Source organism: Streptomyces albidochromogenes (assembly GCF_005981925.1).
Lineage (GTDB): Bacteria > Actinomycetota > Actinomycetes > Streptomycetales > Streptomycetaceae > Streptomyces > Streptomyces albidochromogenes.
Genome location: NZ_VBVX01000182.1, coordinates 1 through 13,517 on the forward strand (window position 1 = coordinate 1; position 13,517 = coordinate 13,517).

Annotated in this window: 16 protein-coding genes and 4 pseudogenes; 4 read left to right on the top strand and 16 right to left on the bottom strand. The window is 68.0% G+C overall.

Annotated elements, in window-relative coordinates; translation table 11 throughout:
* Positions 1-102 precede the first annotated feature (102 nt).
* Positions 103-1,324: pseudogene (locus E2E34_RS21930) on the bottom strand (IS4 family transposase).
* A gap of 39 nt (positions 1,325-1,363) precedes the next feature.
* On the opposite strand from E2E34_RS21930, the gene E2E34_RS21935 reads away from it, so the two are divergent.
* Positions 1,364-1,963, top strand: a complete 600-nt coding sequence (locus tag E2E34_RS21935) for a putative DNA-mimic protein (RefSeq protein ID WP_138903631.1) — start codon at positions 1,364-1,366, stop codon at positions 1,961-1,963.
* A gap of 317 nt (positions 1,964-2,280) precedes the next feature.
* Here E2E34_RS21935 and E2E34_RS21940 read toward each other — a convergent pair whose 3' ends face one another.
* Complete coding sequence (locus E2E34_RS21940) at positions 2,281-3,384, bottom strand: NAD(P)H-dependent flavin oxidoreductase (protein ID WP_138903632.1); 1,104 nt, start codon at positions 3,382-3,384, stop codon at positions 2,281-2,283.
* Complete coding sequence (locus tag E2E34_RS21945) at positions 3,381-3,995, bottom strand: flavodoxin family protein (protein WP_138903633.1); 615 nt, start codon at positions 3,993-3,995, stop codon at positions 3,381-3,383. Before E2E34_RS21945 ends, E2E34_RS21940 begins: the two co-directional genes overlap by 4 nt.
* A 117-nt stretch (positions 3,996-4,112) precedes the next feature.
* Between E2E34_RS21945 and E2E34_RS21950 the strand changes: the two genes are divergently transcribed.
* Positions 4,113-4,712 (top strand): TetR/AcrR family transcriptional regulator, encoded by a 600-nt coding sequence (locus E2E34_RS21950; RefSeq protein ID WP_138903634.1) that lies wholly within the window; start codon positions 4,113-4,115, stop codon positions 4,710-4,712.
* Between the two features lie 347 nt (positions 4,713-5,059).
* On the opposite strand, the pseudogene mobF reads toward E2E34_RS21950, so the two are convergent.
* From mobF to E2E34_RS21980, 6 genes and pseudogenes are all read right to left on the bottom strand, one after another.
* Positions 5,060-5,609, bottom strand: a pseudogene (gene mobF / locus E2E34_RS21955) (MobF family relaxase); the annotation flags it as partial.
* Entirely contained in the window at positions 5,585-5,842 is a 258-nt protein-coding gene (locus E2E34_RS21960) for a hypothetical protein (RefSeq protein ID WP_425573424.1), read from the bottom strand. The pseudogene mobF and the gene E2E34_RS21960, both read right to left, overlap by 25 nt.
* A 10-nt stretch (positions 5,843-5,852) precedes the next feature.
* Positions 5,853-6,527 (bottom strand): DUF6286 domain-containing protein, encoded by a 675-nt coding sequence (locus tag E2E34_RS21965; RefSeq protein ID WP_138903635.1) that lies wholly within the window; start codon positions 6,525-6,527, stop codon positions 5,853-5,855.
* Positions 6,524-6,970 (bottom strand): Asp23/Gls24 family envelope stress response protein, encoded by a 447-nt coding sequence (locus tag E2E34_RS21970; protein WP_138903636.1) that lies wholly within the window; start codon positions 6,968-6,970, stop codon positions 6,524-6,526. Before E2E34_RS21970 ends, E2E34_RS21965 begins: the two co-directional genes overlap by 4 nt.
* Positions 6,971-6,981: 11 nt before the next feature.
* Positions 6,982-7,194: a hypothetical protein gene (locus tag E2E34_RS21975; RefSeq protein WP_138903637.1), complete on the bottom strand. Its 213-nt coding sequence runs from the start codon at positions 7,192-7,194 to the stop codon at positions 6,982-6,984.
* Between the two features lie 38 nt (positions 7,195-7,232).
* Complete coding sequence (locus E2E34_RS21980; protein WP_138903638.1) at positions 7,233-7,664, bottom strand: Asp23/Gls24 family envelope stress response protein; 432 nt, start codon at positions 7,662-7,664, stop codon at positions 7,233-7,235.
* A 201-nt stretch (positions 7,665-7,865) separates the two neighbouring features.
* Here E2E34_RS21980 and E2E34_RS21985 point away from each other — a divergent pair, with 201 nt between their 5' ends.
* Entirely contained in the window at positions 7,866-8,633 is a 768-nt protein-coding gene (locus tag E2E34_RS21985; protein ID WP_138903639.1) for a hypothetical protein, read from the top strand.
* A gap of 132 nt (positions 8,634-8,765) precedes the next feature.
* On the opposite strand, the gene E2E34_RS21990 is transcribed toward E2E34_RS21985, so the two are convergent.
* From E2E34_RS21990 to E2E34_RS22000, 3 genes and pseudogenes are all read right to left on the bottom strand, one after another.
* Entirely contained in the window at positions 8,766-8,927 is a 162-nt protein-coding gene (locus E2E34_RS21990) for a hypothetical protein (RefSeq protein ID WP_244315964.1), read from the bottom strand.
* A gap of 528 nt (positions 8,928-9,455) precedes the next feature.
* Positions 9,456-10,172, bottom strand: a pseudogene (locus E2E34_RS21995) (LysR substrate-binding domain-containing protein); the annotation flags it as partial.
* Between the two features lie 152 nt (positions 10,173-10,324).
* A protein-coding gene (locus E2E34_RS22000; RefSeq protein WP_138903644.1) for an IS5 family transposase occupies positions 10,325-11,139 on the bottom strand; the annotation gives its coding sequence in 2 pieces (ribosomal slippage) (positions 10,325-10,797 and positions 10,797-11,139; 816 coding nt in all).
* An 80-nt stretch (positions 11,140-11,219) separates the two neighbouring features.
* Here E2E34_RS22000 and E2E34_RS22005 point away from each other — a divergent pair.
* Positions 11,220-11,444, top strand: a pseudogene (locus tag E2E34_RS22005) (transposase); the annotation flags it as partial.
* Here the strand turns inward: E2E34_RS22005 and E2E34_RS35550 are convergent.
* The 4 genes from E2E34_RS35550 to E2E34_RS22020 all read right to left on the bottom strand — a co-directional run.
* Positions 11,360-11,617, bottom strand: a complete 258-nt coding sequence (locus E2E34_RS35550) for a hypothetical protein (RefSeq protein WP_208765303.1) — start codon at positions 11,615-11,617, stop codon at positions 11,360-11,362. The pseudogene E2E34_RS22005 and the gene E2E34_RS35550 overlap by 85 nt on opposite strands.
* 283 nt (positions 11,618-11,900) lie before the next feature.
* Positions 11,901-12,299 (bottom strand): hypothetical protein, encoded by a 399-nt coding sequence (locus tag E2E34_RS22010; RefSeq protein WP_208765302.1) that lies wholly within the window; start codon positions 12,297-12,299, stop codon positions 11,901-11,903.
* Positions 12,296-13,153, bottom strand: a complete 858-nt coding sequence (locus E2E34_RS22015) for an IS5 family transposase (RefSeq protein ID WP_138903642.1) — start codon at positions 13,151-13,153, stop codon at positions 12,296-12,298. Before E2E34_RS22015 ends, E2E34_RS22010 begins: the two co-directional genes overlap by 4 nt.
* A partial coding sequence (locus tag E2E34_RS22020) for a glycosyltransferase family 4 protein (protein ID WP_138903643.1) occupies positions 13,150-13,517 on the bottom strand: 368 nt, incomplete at its 5' end. The genes E2E34_RS22020 and E2E34_RS22015, both read right to left, overlap by 4 nt.

The following is a 13,517-nucleotide window of genomic DNA, read 5'->3' on the forward strand; positions in this document are numbered from 1 at the left end:
TTGCGGTGGTGGGGATGTTTGAGGTGCCAGTTGCTCATCTTGCGTTTGACGACGCGAGGGTTGGAACGTCGCCTGCGGGGCGGGAGGAGTCGTTCCAGCAGCTCACGGGTGGTGTGAGTCAGGGCTCGGCTGAGTCGTGAGGGGGGAAAGTGCCGCCTGGTCGGTGACATGGCGGCGGGCGATGCGAAGGGTGCGGGTGAAGGAGAGCCGGTCGGGGTCGAGGCCGGCTTGATGAGCGGTGTGATGCATGACGTCCCGCAATGCGTGATGCACGAGAAGGAAGCCGTAGATTTCCTGCTCGACGCCGTCCGGGTATTGCGATCGCAGGACCAGCTGGCGGCCACCTTGGTGGGTTTTGGGTGTTCTCGATCTCCCACCGCTGGTGGTAGAGGCCCGCAAGGTCGTCTGCGGGCGCCTGGTCCGGGTCGCAGATGGTCGTGATCAGCCGGTAGAGCGTATCGTCGCCGCTTCGACCGAGGCTGTATTCGATGACGCGAACCCTGGCCGGATCACGGCGGTCACGGTCGCCGGTAGCCACGATCTCGGACAGGTAGGAGCCGTCCTCGAAGGCTTCGAGGAACGGGCGCACGATGTTCTTGCGCACGCGCCACAACAGGTCCGCACCCGTGCCCGAGGCGGCCTTCCACAGCTCGAAGCCGATGATGCCGCGGTCGGCCATCAGCAGCACGCCTGGTTCGAGTCGGCCCAGCAGGTCGGGAATGAGGTGCTGTTCGTGGACCGGCAGCGGACCGGTCGCCGCGGCGAACACCGCATGTGTCCCGCACTCCACCAGTGCGGCCACCCTCACCTGCGGATACGCACAGCGCTGCTGTCCCCGCGCCGAGCCGGGACGGCCGAAGAACATGCTGTTCGCCTCGGTGTCCGGGACGTCGAAGACGGTGCCGTCCACCGCGACCAGCCGCCACCTGCGATACCAAGCACCAGCTGTTGCCGGCGTCGCGACCGGCCTGCACACCCGGTCGAACAGCACCTTCAGCGGCTGTGGCCCCAACCGCCTCCGGGCCCTGCCGATCGCCGCCGTCGTCGGCACCCGCCACGGCTTCTCCCACTGCCGCACCCGCTCCAGGCCCTGCGTCAGCAACCGGGCCACTTCCTCATGACCCTGCCCCGAGAACAAACACATCGCGAGCACGAAGTACACCACCACCCGAGCCGGCAGCAGCCGGGAACGTTGCTCCCGTCGTCCGCACTCCGCGATCACCTCATCCACCAACCCGGGAGGAAACACCCGCGTCAACACACCCAGAGCGATTCGGTCCGAGAACCGCTCACCCGACGACTTCACCTGTCCAGGCCTTGGCACATCACACCCAAGGACCAACACCAGTCAAATTCAGCGGTATTGGGCCTAAGCGCCTTCGCCCTGCTCAGCCGGGCACTTGTCGGGCAGAGCATCGACTGGCGCGAACCGGGCACGGAACCCGCTGGTGATGCTTTCTACTCCGGAGGCTTTCCCTACAGCTATCTGAGCCACCTGCGCCGTGCGTTCGTCCTGCGGCTGCGCGGGGAAGCTGTCACCCCGGCTCACGCCGTGGACGATGAGCAGAACGCCCGGGACCAGGAGAATGTCCATGACGAGCTGGCCATGCCTTCGTCACACCTGCTCTGCCATGCCGACAACGGGGGTTACTACGTGCCGGTCGACATAAGTGAGCCGCTATTCCTGCCCGAAGAGGATGAAGTCCTGGGGTACGGAATGGTCGGGTCCAGCCAGCGTTTGCAGTCCGAGCTGGTTTGGCTGGCACCGGGGATCGACATCCATCCCGACGAGGACGGAACGCTCTCCAGTGCCGAGCAGGCGAAGCTGGTGGACATCCCGCGCACCGATCCTTCGAACCCGAGAAGTTCGCCTGGGCCCAGCTCTTTGCAGCATGCCGGTCGAGCATCGCCAGCGGCCATGCCATCGTCTTCGGCTGAGGGGACGGTCGAGGGTGGGGCTTGACGTACGACTCACAGCCCAAACGCAACGGTGTTGCTCCTGGCGGACACGGGCGATCTTGGTTGCGAGCCCGTCTACCAGGAGCTTCTTCGGGTTGTACAGCAGCCCGCCTTGACGATGGCCGTGCGGTTCTGGCCGTCATCGAGCGCGTAGGAGTCCGTCGTGATCACATGGACGTCGGTTGATGGCCGGGCACGGTACGCGGTGCGGTGAGCCGGTCGACCAGATCGCCTGGCGCCGACGTCGTGATCGAGTGCCGGTGGCATGGCACCGGCACTCGATCACGGCGGCACTGGCCGCACGCCACTACGCGGGCTTCTTCAACGGGCGCGATGTGATCCGAAGGGGACACCCTGACTTGGGAGCTCCTTGACCAAGTGGGCCAGGTACTCCCTTGCATCCAGGTCATCGCCAGCCAGCGCTGCCGCCTGCCCGGCCCACAGATTCACGTACTCCGGCCTCCCCTGGGCGGCGGCGGCCCGGCGGATGGGCTGCATCAGGGCGTTCTGGATGGGGTACGGGGGCACGGCGTCCTCGTACGCCGCCATGTCGCGGACGAACCGGTTGGGTATGCCGCGGGCGGTGCGGCCGGAGAAGAGCCGGGTGAGGACGGTCGTACGGGCCGCTGGGGTCCCGAGCTGACGCTTGTGGGCGTCGCTCGCGCCGGATTCCCGGGTCGCGAGGAACGCGGTGCCGATCTGCACGGCGTCGGCGCCGAGGGTGAGGGCTGCCCGGATGCCGCGGCCGTCGGCAATGCCGCCCGCGGCGATGACGGGCCCGGTCACGACGTCGGCGATCTGCGGCACCAGCGAGAAGGTGCCAACCAGTGACTCCCGTACGGGCGCGAGGAACGCCCCGCGGTGCCCGCCCGCGTCGCTGCCCGAGGCCACGATCGCGTCGAGGCCCGCGTCGTCGAGGGCGACGGCCTCGTCCACTGTCGTCGCCGTGCCGATCAGGGCGATGCCCCGGCGGCGCGCCTCGTCGACGACACGGCGAGGCGGAATGCCCATAACGAAACTGATGACGGGCGGCTCGGCGGCGAGGAGGGCGTCGATCTGGTCGTCGAAGTCAGGCAAGGCTTCGACGTCCTCGTAGGCGGGGGCGGCGGCATCGAGTTCGTCGTAGTAGGGACGGAGCCGCTCGGCGTGGGCGGTGAATACGGCGTTGTCCGGCAGTGCGGAGCGCTCGCCCTCCAATGGCACCCAGAGGTTCACGGCGAACGGGCGGTTCGTGGCGGCCTTCAGTTCGGTGACGAGCACGGTGATCGCGGTGGGGGTGAGGATGTGCGCGCCGTAGGATCCGAGGCCGCCGCCCTCACTGACCGCGGCGGTGAGGGCGACGGAGGAAAGTCCGCCACCGAAGGGGCCCTGGACGATGGGGTGCTCGATGCCCAGCAGATCGCCGAGCCGGCCCTGGCCGCTCATGCGGTCACCACCAGGGCGGCGGCCTCGCGGCCGTGGGCGAACTGGAGCGCGGTGCGGGCGACGCGGGCGCCGAGGTGGTGGGCGGTGCGCAGGTCCGAGTCGGTGGGGGCTTGGTCGGGGCCGAGGTCGGAGGAAGACTGGGCCATGGCGCCGACGAAGCCGCCGAGACGGTTGAGGTCGTCCGGGCTGCCGGTGGAGGTGTAGGCCCAGCCGGGGAGCAGGCCGAGCGAGACCCAGGTCATGCCGTGCTGCGCGGCGAGGACGGCCAGGGAGAGCAGGGTGTTGTCCTTGTTGCCGTTGACGCCGGCGGAGTTGGTGAAACCGGCCGCGAGCTTGTCCTGCCAGCCCTGCTTGGCCCATACCGTGCCGCTGGCCTCGGCGAACCGCTGAAAGACGGCGGAGGTGGACCCCATGTAGGTGGGCGAGCCGAAGATGATCGCGTCAGCGTCCTCAAGAGCCGCCCAGAGGCTGTTGTCCAGAGTGGCGACGTCTCGCAGATCGGCGCACACGCCGGGGACCGAACTAACACCGGCCGCGACGGCGGCGGCCTGGCGCCCCGTGTGGCCGTAGCCGCTGTGATGAGCAATAACGACGGAAAGTGGCGCGGACATGGATGTCCCTTCGTTCTCTGTGAAGCGTACGCGGAGCAACAAACCCGACCCTAGACGACCGGTCAACTATTTACTAGCTCGCCAGTCGGATAGTTGACCGGACGTATACTCGCCCCCATGGGACGCACCAGCACGGCACGCGACCGCCTCATCGACGCCACCGGTGAACTGATGCAACGCCGCGGCTACAGCAGCCTCGGAGTTGCCGAAATCTGCGCCAAGGCAGAGGTGAAGAAGGGCAGCTTCTACCACTTCTTCGAATCCAAGCAGGCACTGACGGTCGAGGCCGTCAACGCCTACTGGAACGCCGAACGCAGCTATTGGACCACCGAGCTGACCGCCACCGGCCCCGCCCTCGACCGCCTGCGGCGACTCCTGGACACCATGGCGCAGCTCCAGCGCCGGACCAAGGAGACCTCGGGGACGGTCGACGGCTGCCTCCTCGGCAACCTCGCACTGGAGCTGTCCACCCAGGAGCCCGCCGTGCAGGCCCGCCTGGAAGAGATCTTCGACGAACAGATCGCACTCGTCGCCGCCACCCTCAACGACGCTGCCGACGAGGGAACCATCCCCCACGAGCGAGCCACAGCGACCACTGCGCGAGCCGTGGTCGCCCACCTCGAAGGACTGGTCATGTTCGCCAAGCTCAGGAACGACCCCACTGTCCTCGACGACCTGTGGCCGCACACACTGCTGCTGCTCGGAGCCGCGTGCTAAGGCTAACGGTCCGTCTTTGCAGCGATCTTGCCCAGATCAGGAGCGACGCCAGACTGACCGCTGCTTCGTAGGAAGTGGCAGTCTTTGTCTTACCTGGTCGCGATGCCGCGGAATGCCATGGGTCGGTTGAAGCAGCGCTCGACGGTGTTGCGGCGGCAGTAGGTGCCGCGGTCAAAGCCGAGTGGTCGGCCCCCCTCGCCGACCACGGTTGCGGCGGTGTTTCAGGGGCGGAATCCGCAGCCCGCTCCCGCGCACGGGGCCGGTGCCCAGAGCGGCGATCACCACGTCTCCCTTGCCGCCCTTCGCCTCCTCGACCGCGGCTCTTGACGCCGACGACGGCGACCACCACGCTCCGCCAGCCGGTAGACGGTGCAGGCCCCGAACGCCCGGTTCGCTGAGGTGCGCCATCGCGTCCGCAGCTCGGTCAGCGACAGCAGCTCCGTGCGCTTGGGCGGGCGCGTCTGGTCGGCGGCCTGGCAGACCAGCGCGTAGGCCGCCCGCTCCCCCGGCGCATGCCCGTGCTTCTCCTCGTACCGTCAGGACGGAGATGGCGTCCTCGATCTGCTGGCGGCGGGTCGACTGCCAGCCGATGAGCCGCTGATCGATGCCCGCGATCTCCATCACGGGCGGCCGGGCGTCACCTCGCGCGGCTCCCACGCCCACCCGAGCCGGGCGGACACCTCCTCCATGAAGTACCAGGTGTAAAGGGTGTCAGCGGCAGCGATGTTGGCCATCAGCAAGTCCGCCGACAGGTTGCCCCACGTCCCCTTCTCGTCAGGCCCGCCGGGCGCGGATCGACACGATCGCGTGCTCGTGAAGAAGTGGCTTCGATTCCGTGGCTCTGGACTCGTAGTGCCGGAAGTCCGCGACGATCAGCCCGTCCTTGACCCGGGCACGCGCACGGCGAGCACCGCGATGACGACCGGCCACCGCCAGCCTTCTTCCCGCCACCGGGTGCGTCTCTCGGTGCCCAGCACCACGTCGTCCGGCCCGTGGAAGGGCCACCAGCCCGGCATGCCGAAGTCCCAGCGGCGCTGCAGGTACAGGCCGCCCAGCAGCACGCCGCCACCCAGGCCGAACAGTGCAAGGCCGCAAACCCCCAGCAGCACCCGGTTCACCGTCTTGAGCATCGGGATCGCCTCAGCCCTTCTGCGGGCGCCGGACGTGCACGGTCAGCGTGGGTTGCCGGGCGAGGCCCAGGAACGTCACGGCTTCGCCCAGCGTGGCGTCCAGGTCCGCGCGGACCTCGTCGAGATCGCGGAAATGTGCCTGTGCCCGGGCTTTGATCTTCCGGCGGCCGACAGCGACCTGTGCCGACTGGACACCGGGTACCTGCATGGCCCGGTCGCGCAGAACCAGGGCGGCCGCGCGGCGGTCGAGCCCGGCGCGGACCTCCCCTGTCCCGGGGGTACTGGTGGGCTGCCGCATGGGCAGCAGCCTGCGCAGTCCCGGTGTCACCGCCAGCAGGAAAAGCCACAGGCCGAGGGCCATCGCCATTGCTGCCCCGACGATCATCCAGATGTCATCCAGCGGCCGTGTTGCTAGTTCGTCGGCGAGCCGCAGTCGCCAGCGCATCGCGGACCGGCCTGCCCGCACCGAGACCACGTCGTACAGGAGCAATCCGATGGCCGCGAGGGACAGCAGGGCCACCACGGCTGCTGTAATCCGCCGCGCTGACCAGAAACGGCGTGCCGACCGGCCTGATTTATCGATCGCCGCCGTCTGGCCCGCGCCATCGGCGGACGGAGCTGCCTGTCCGGGACCGGAGGATGGATTGCTGTCACCGGTCGCCTGCCGCCGGGTGTTCGCGCTCATCTCACCCTCTCCTGATCTGTGTGCCGCGAGTGCATCGAGTGAAGCCTCTCGACCGACACTGTGAGGTCGGAGATGTCCATGCCGGCCCAGGTCCTGAGCTGTTCGGTGACCTCTCGGCGCACCGCGGCGCACTGCGCCCCGATGTCGGACGGATATCCGAGCTCGACGGTGATGTGCATCCGTGCCTCGCCGAGCACCGCCTGCCGTCTGACCGCAGACTCGCCGTCTCGTCCTGCGGTATTCCGCTCCGGTGCCCGCCGCACGGATGTGGTCACGTGCGGCGTCCGGCGGCCGGGTGGTACTTGGCCGGCCGACTCGGCGAACCGGCTCAGCGCCTCGCGCGCCACCCGGGAGGCGAGCTTCGCAACGACCCGGTCGTCGACTGTGGTCGCACCGCGCTCCCCGCGGGGGACGTTCGGGCGCCGAGCGGCTTCACCGGTCACTGCCGCCAGTCTCATCGAACCCGTCGCCGGTCATCGCGGATCCGCTCCTGCCGGTCTCGGCGACGGACGAAGTCGCCACGTTCGAGATCGCCTTCCATGAACCGCCCGACCACGAGCCCGACGACGCCCAGCCCCAGCACCAGCAGGAAAGCCCAGAAGCCACCGAAATACGCGGCGAAACCCAGCGCCATTCCGGCCATCAAACCCACCATGGCCCTGCTCATCACGCGCTCCTTCACTCAAGCGAGCTGCACCGCCCCGGCTACTGGATCCGCTGCCGCTCTTCCCCTTCGTCCTCCTCGTCGGGCAGGTTCACATCACTGACCATGATGTTGACTTCCACGACCTCCCGACCCGCCATCCGCTCCACCGCGGAAATCACGCTCTCCCGCACCGCACCGGCCACATCCGTGATGGCAACGCCGTAGTCGACGACGATCTCCAAATCGATGGACGCCTGCACCTCTCCCACCTCGACAGCGACCCCCCGTGTGACGGACTGGCCACTCCCGGCGCCCGGCATCCGCTCCCGCATGGAGCCCATCGAGCGCGCGAATCCGCCGCCCAGGGCATAGACACCGCGCACGTCCCGTGCCGCCATTCCGGCGATCTTCTCCAACACCACATCGGCGATGGCCGTCCGGCCACGAGAACCGGGCGCACCCCCGTGCATTGCGCCGGTGTTCTCAGTCATCAGGGGGATTCCTCCCTTGAGGCACACATCTCGCACTCTTTACTGATTTTATACTCTCTTTAGCACCTTTTGTTCGCTTTGGTTCATGGAGGTGGTCAACCAGGTGGCGCGAGTGCCCCTGCCCGGAGCCCTCGCGGACACTCCGGGCGCAGTGCGCCAGGAAGTGAACCGCGGCCATGGAAGAAAGAGGGTGAGAGGCCGGTGAAAACCGAGGCGTGGACGCAGGCAGTACGGCACCAGCTCGACCTGGGCAGGCTGCTCCCGCTCGGCGGGCCCGACGACGGGACATGGATCACCGAGCAAGCGGCCGTCCGGGCCCTCGGGCTCGCGGCCGCTGAGATTCCCGGTGTCCGGCTGGAGACCCTGCGCATCGGGCCGGCACCGCTCGAGCCCGTGTCCGAGCCGACCGTCCGTCCGCCGGCCAGCGCGCTACCGCCGGGCCCGCTCAGAATCGAAGCCGCCTTCACAGCATCCCCCGGGCAGCCGCTGGATGAGACCGCCGAACAGTTGAGGAACGCACTGCTCAACACGGCCGCTGAACGGCTCGGCCTGGCCGCCGTAACAGCTGACCTGCGCGTCACGGATCTGTATGAGGGCCCGGAGACAGGCGTGAAGTCGCGGGCCGCGGCGAGAGCCATGAGGGCCGCGCCGGAAGCCGCAGCCACGCGAAGCTCGCGCCCAGCGCCCGGAACAAGATCCACGCGGGGGCCTGTCGGGGAGCTGGCGGACGTCGCGACGGGTCTTCCGGGTGTCGCCCGCCTCACCGCCGTGCTGGGAAGCCGCCCGGTCAAGGTGGAGGACCATGACGATCCACCCGGCCGCCACATCCAGATCCAGCTCGCGGTCGCCCCCGGACACCACCCGCTGGAGGTCGCCCGCGCCGTCCGGGACGCCGTAGGCGACGCAGCCACCACCGACAGCACGGGGCCGGTCACCACCGCCGTCCTCATCACAGAAACCGTGGCCTAGCCAGGCGTCAACGGCAGCTCGACGCGTTGGGCCTGATCCGGTCCCGCTTCTCTGGCCTCGCCCTCGGCGCAGGCCACACCGCGGCCGCCGCCCGGCCCGAACGCGCAGACACCCGCCTCGGCCTCGCCGTTTCTACTGTCGGCGCCTCAGTACTCTCCGGATCAGCAGGAAGGCCGCAATGGCGATCAGGGCAATCCCCATGAGGATCACGATTGCCCCGACGACGACCAGGACCGTCCCAAGCAGGATCAAGATTGTCCCGATGATAAGAAGAAGTATCGCGAGGACGGTCACGGTCACCTCCTGTCCCCCTCCCGACTCTGACTCCTTCCCGGCCCCTATCGCAAACATTTCCGGCGGTCGCGCGGGAAATCTGCCGGCGCGGCCGGCCCACCGCGACGGCCTGCGACGCTGGCAACCTTGCCGTCGAAGACCGCGTCCGCGCTCTGCGAACCGAGCTCGACGTCGCAGGCCTCACCTCCCCTCCACGCACGCTGATGCCTGCGGGCCCGTCGTGTCTGCTCGTCGCAGACAAGCGGGGGCGTCGTTTCTGCGGTGAACCGCACCACCCTGGGGGTGAGCAATACGCCGCGGAATGGACCGCAACCAAGCTCTGCTGGGACCTGACCGCCGACGCGCAGGAACAGGCCGAGCCGCCCGACCTCGCCGAGCAGTGCCCGACCCCCGAAGTCCACTTCGAAATCGCACCGTGAGCCCAGCACAAGAGCCCCAGCTCTGAATGCGGCAAGGGCGGGACGCATCAACCAGAAGTTAGGTTCTCCTATGGACGCCATCGCCGCCAAGTGAAACAGCAGCAGGGTTTCATTTCGAGCCGGGCATGGCGGGGATGTCAAGAATGGCAAGGAAGGCGGTCGCCGCGGGCGTGCGGCTGACGCGGTTGCAGATGACATATTCGACGCGGGCCGGCGCGTCAGTGACCTCAATGGCGGTAACGCCGTTGAGCTTAGACGCGTACGCGGAGGGGAGCATAGCGATGCCCAGCCCCTGCCCGACCAGGCGGGCCAGGAAGTCCGCGTTGGTCACCTCGAAAGCGACGTCGCGGCTGAGACCGGCGGCCGAGAAGGCCTGGTCGGACTGGGCACGTCCGGCTGTATTGGCTGGCAGGTCCACGAACACCTCTGCAGAAAGCCTGCGAAGGTCGACGGTCGGTTCCTCGGCAAGGGGGTGGTCCGGCGCGACCACGGCGACGAGCAGGTCACGGGCGAGTTCACGCGCGTCGACACCTTCGAGTCGCGCGGTGGTCGACAGCCCGAGGAAGGCCACTTCGAGGGCCCCTTCCTTGACCTGCTCGACGAGTTCCTCGCTCGCGCCCACGCGCAGGCTGATGCGCACGTCCGGGTACTGCCGGTGGAAGTCGCGCAGAACGCTCGGGATGTCGACCGCAGCGACGCTGGGGATCAGGCCCACGGCGAGCCGTCCGCGCACCTCACCGACGGCCGCGGCGACCTCGGCGGCCGCGCGCTCGGCGGCGTCCAGACACTGCCGGGCGGCGCGAAGGAACGCCGAACCGGCCAGTGTCGGGGGAGAACGTAGTCAAGTTCAGGATCTCGAACCCGGGCCGCGATCTACGCTGATTGCGTGGGGTCCTGGAAGCAATGCCTCCAGGACCCCACCGCGCTGAATTCCCGGGCTGCCAGCGTAATCGGAGAGACGGGACCTAAGACCGTGTCCTACATGGTGAGGTTGCGGAAGCGTTTGTAGCAGCAGATGGCGGCTGCCAGCCCAAGAAATGCCAGGTAGTTGCCCGGGTGTTGCTCGTAGCGGTGGTTGAGTCTGCGGTACCCGGTCAGCCATGACATGGTCCGCTCGATGACCCATCGGCGGCGCCCCAGCCGTTCGCTGGACTCGACTCCCTTGCGGGCGATCCGGACTCCAATGTGCTTGCCCCATAACCATCGCCGCAGGTGAGGGACGTCGTATGCCTTGTCTGCGTGCAGGCGTTGGGGCTTCGATTCGGCTGCGTGGGATTCGTGTCCCATGTGGAAGTGGGACAGCATCGGTTTCAGTGCCTGGCTGTCGTGGGTGTTGGCCGCGGAGAGTCCGACGCGTAGGGGCAGTCCGTCCGCATCGGACAGGACATGCATCTTGGAACCGGCCTTACCCCGATCCACGGGGCTCGGACCTGCAAGTTCGCCCCCTTTTTAGCGCGGACATGGGCAGAGTCGAGAACCGTGCGCGACAGGTCGACCAGGTCCCTTTCGTCCAGGAGTCGGAGAACCTCCTGGTGCAGCCGGCCCCAGACTCCCGCACGAGACCAGATGACGAACCGGCGATGCACGGTCGACTTCGAGGCCCCGAAGCACGGAGGCAAGGCCCGCCAGGCACAGCCGCTGACCAGGACGTAGATGATCGCGGCGAAGACCGCCTCGTCATCGATGTTCGCGACCCCACCGCCTTGCGGCCGCACCCGAGCAGCCGGCAACAACGGCTCCGCGAGTTCCCACAGCCCGTCCGGAACAATCCATCCCCACCGCCCACTCCCCATAACAAACCCAACGACCAACTCACCATGTAGGACACCGTCTAAGACGGTGTCCTATGTGGTGCTGGTTCGTTGGACGCGGTATGGGGCGGGGTACTTGGAGTTGGATTGTTCCGGACGGGCTGTGGGAGATCGCGGAGCCGCTGATCCCGCCGTCGAAGGTGCGTCCGCAGGGCGGCGGGACGCGGGACACGCCTGATGGGACGCTGTTCGCCGCGATCATCTATGTCCTGGTCAGTGGATGTGCCTGGCGGGCGTTGCCACCGTGCTTCGGGGTATCGAAGTCGACGGCCCACCGCCGGTTCTTAACAGAAGTGATCATGTCGGGGTGCCTCAACAACCTGGCCCGTCCCGGCAGCCGCTCCAACCCGATCCCGAGCTGTACCCCGATGTTGCTGCTGCGGGAAGTCTCCGCGCCGCCCTCGCCCAGTGCGCTGCCGAGCACGACCTGGATGTCGTTGAGGTTCGGGTGCACGCTCACCCGTCGGCCGCCCGACGCAGACGGCCGGTGCACAACGATCGGTGCGTCACCCATAGCAACCAGCCTGCCCCGGCCTCCGGCTTGCGACCAAACGGGGTGCCCCGCCCCCGCCTGCTGCCTGATGCGTGCCAGTGGGGTGAAACCGAGCACCGAGCGACGCTCGGTGCTTTTCGGCGTGGTGCGTGGAACGCATGCCTCCTGGGCGCTAAGGAGCGCCGCAGGCTGTCACAGGCAGCGGGCAGGGCATGCAGTGACGTCATTTCTCCTGAACATTCAGAGGGCGTTAAGTCCGTTTCTGGTAGCGGCCTCGTCCGGGTTGGGTGAGGAAGCCTTGCCGGGTGAGGCGTCCGAGGCGGCTACGCGTGACGTTCAGGGCCGGGTCGTCGGTGGGCATGCCGAGGAGGTCGTGTAGTTCGCGGACTCGGAATACCTGGTCGGGGTGCTGGTTGAAGGCGCCCACGATGGCCTGGTAGGCGGTGGTCGACTCGGGCGGAGCCGGTGCGTTCTCCGGCGGGGTGAGTTCGGCGATGACCTTCCACGTGGTGTCCAGGTCCACGAGACGCGTTTCGGCCTCGGCAAGAGCCGCGGTGAGGTGCGCGATCTGGTCGCGTAGTTCGTCGGTCCGGGTGTTGGCCGCGACATGGCGGGCCTGGAGGTTGGTGAGGAGTTCGGTGATGTTCACGCGGCCGCCTGGAGGGTGTCGCGCCAGGATGGAGTGGGCGTGGTGAGGCGGCGGGTCATGTTCGCGGTGGAGGCCCAGTAGACGCGCGAGGCGGCGTTGTCGGGCCGGTGGTCGTATTCGCGGGCCAGACGCCGGTGCAGCATCAACGTGCCGTTGACCTGCTCGACCACCCACCGCTTCGGCTGTGGGACGAAGCCCTTGCCTTTCTCATCCGGGTTGCGGCGGACGACCTCGACGGTGATGTCCAGCAGTGCGCCGTGGATGATGCCCTCGTCCTTGAAGCCCTGGTCCACCAGTGCTTTCTCCAGGCGCGTCCCGCACCGCTCGGCCGCCTGGTCGAGCAGGGCCGTTCCGGCGGTGTTGTCGTGAGCCGATGCGGCCAGGACGACGACGCCGATGATCAGCCCCAGCACGTCGACGGCCAGTCCCCGTTTGCGCCCCGGCGTCTTCTTGTTCGCGTCCAGTCCCGTCGTGGTTTTCGGGACACCCGCGGCCGCACGCACGGACTGGGTGTCGATGACCACCAGGGACGGGTCCTCCAATCGCCGGGCCCTCTCCCTGACCTGGCAGCGCAGGAGTTCCTGGATCCGCTGGTCGAGCCCGTCCTGGCGCCACAGCGTGAAGTAGTAGAACACCGCTGACCAGGTGGGGAGATCATGGGGCAGATAGCGCCACTGACATCCCGTCCGGTTCTGGTAGAAGATCGCGTTCACGATCTCCCGGAGATCACAGGCCCCGGGGTCGCCGGTCGCCGACCGCCCCACCCGGTCCTGTTTCCAGGCCGTGATCATCGGCTCGATCAGCGCCCAACGTTCATCGGACAAGTCGCTTGGGTACGGCTTGCGCTCACTCACCCTGCTACTCCCGCTGAATGGAGCAGCCCCGCCAGAGTTGCGTAGGAGCGGTCCCAGGTCCATTCCGTTTGGACCCAGTGGCGGCCCTTCTCGCCCATCTCGTGCGCGAGTTCAAGGTTGCGGAGGAGTCTGGTCAGACGGTCTGCCGTCGCCGCCACCGAGTGGCCGTCGACGACGTGGCCGGTCTCGCCGTCGCGTACCGCGTCGGGGGCGCCGCCCGAGTCGCCTGCCAGGACGGGGAGTCCGGACGCGGCGGCCTCCAGGTAGACAATGCCCAAGCCCTCCACCTCCAGGCCGCGTCTGCGGCTGCGGCAGGGCATGGCGAAGGCGTCGGCGGCGGCGTAGAAGGAGGGGAGGGTGTGGT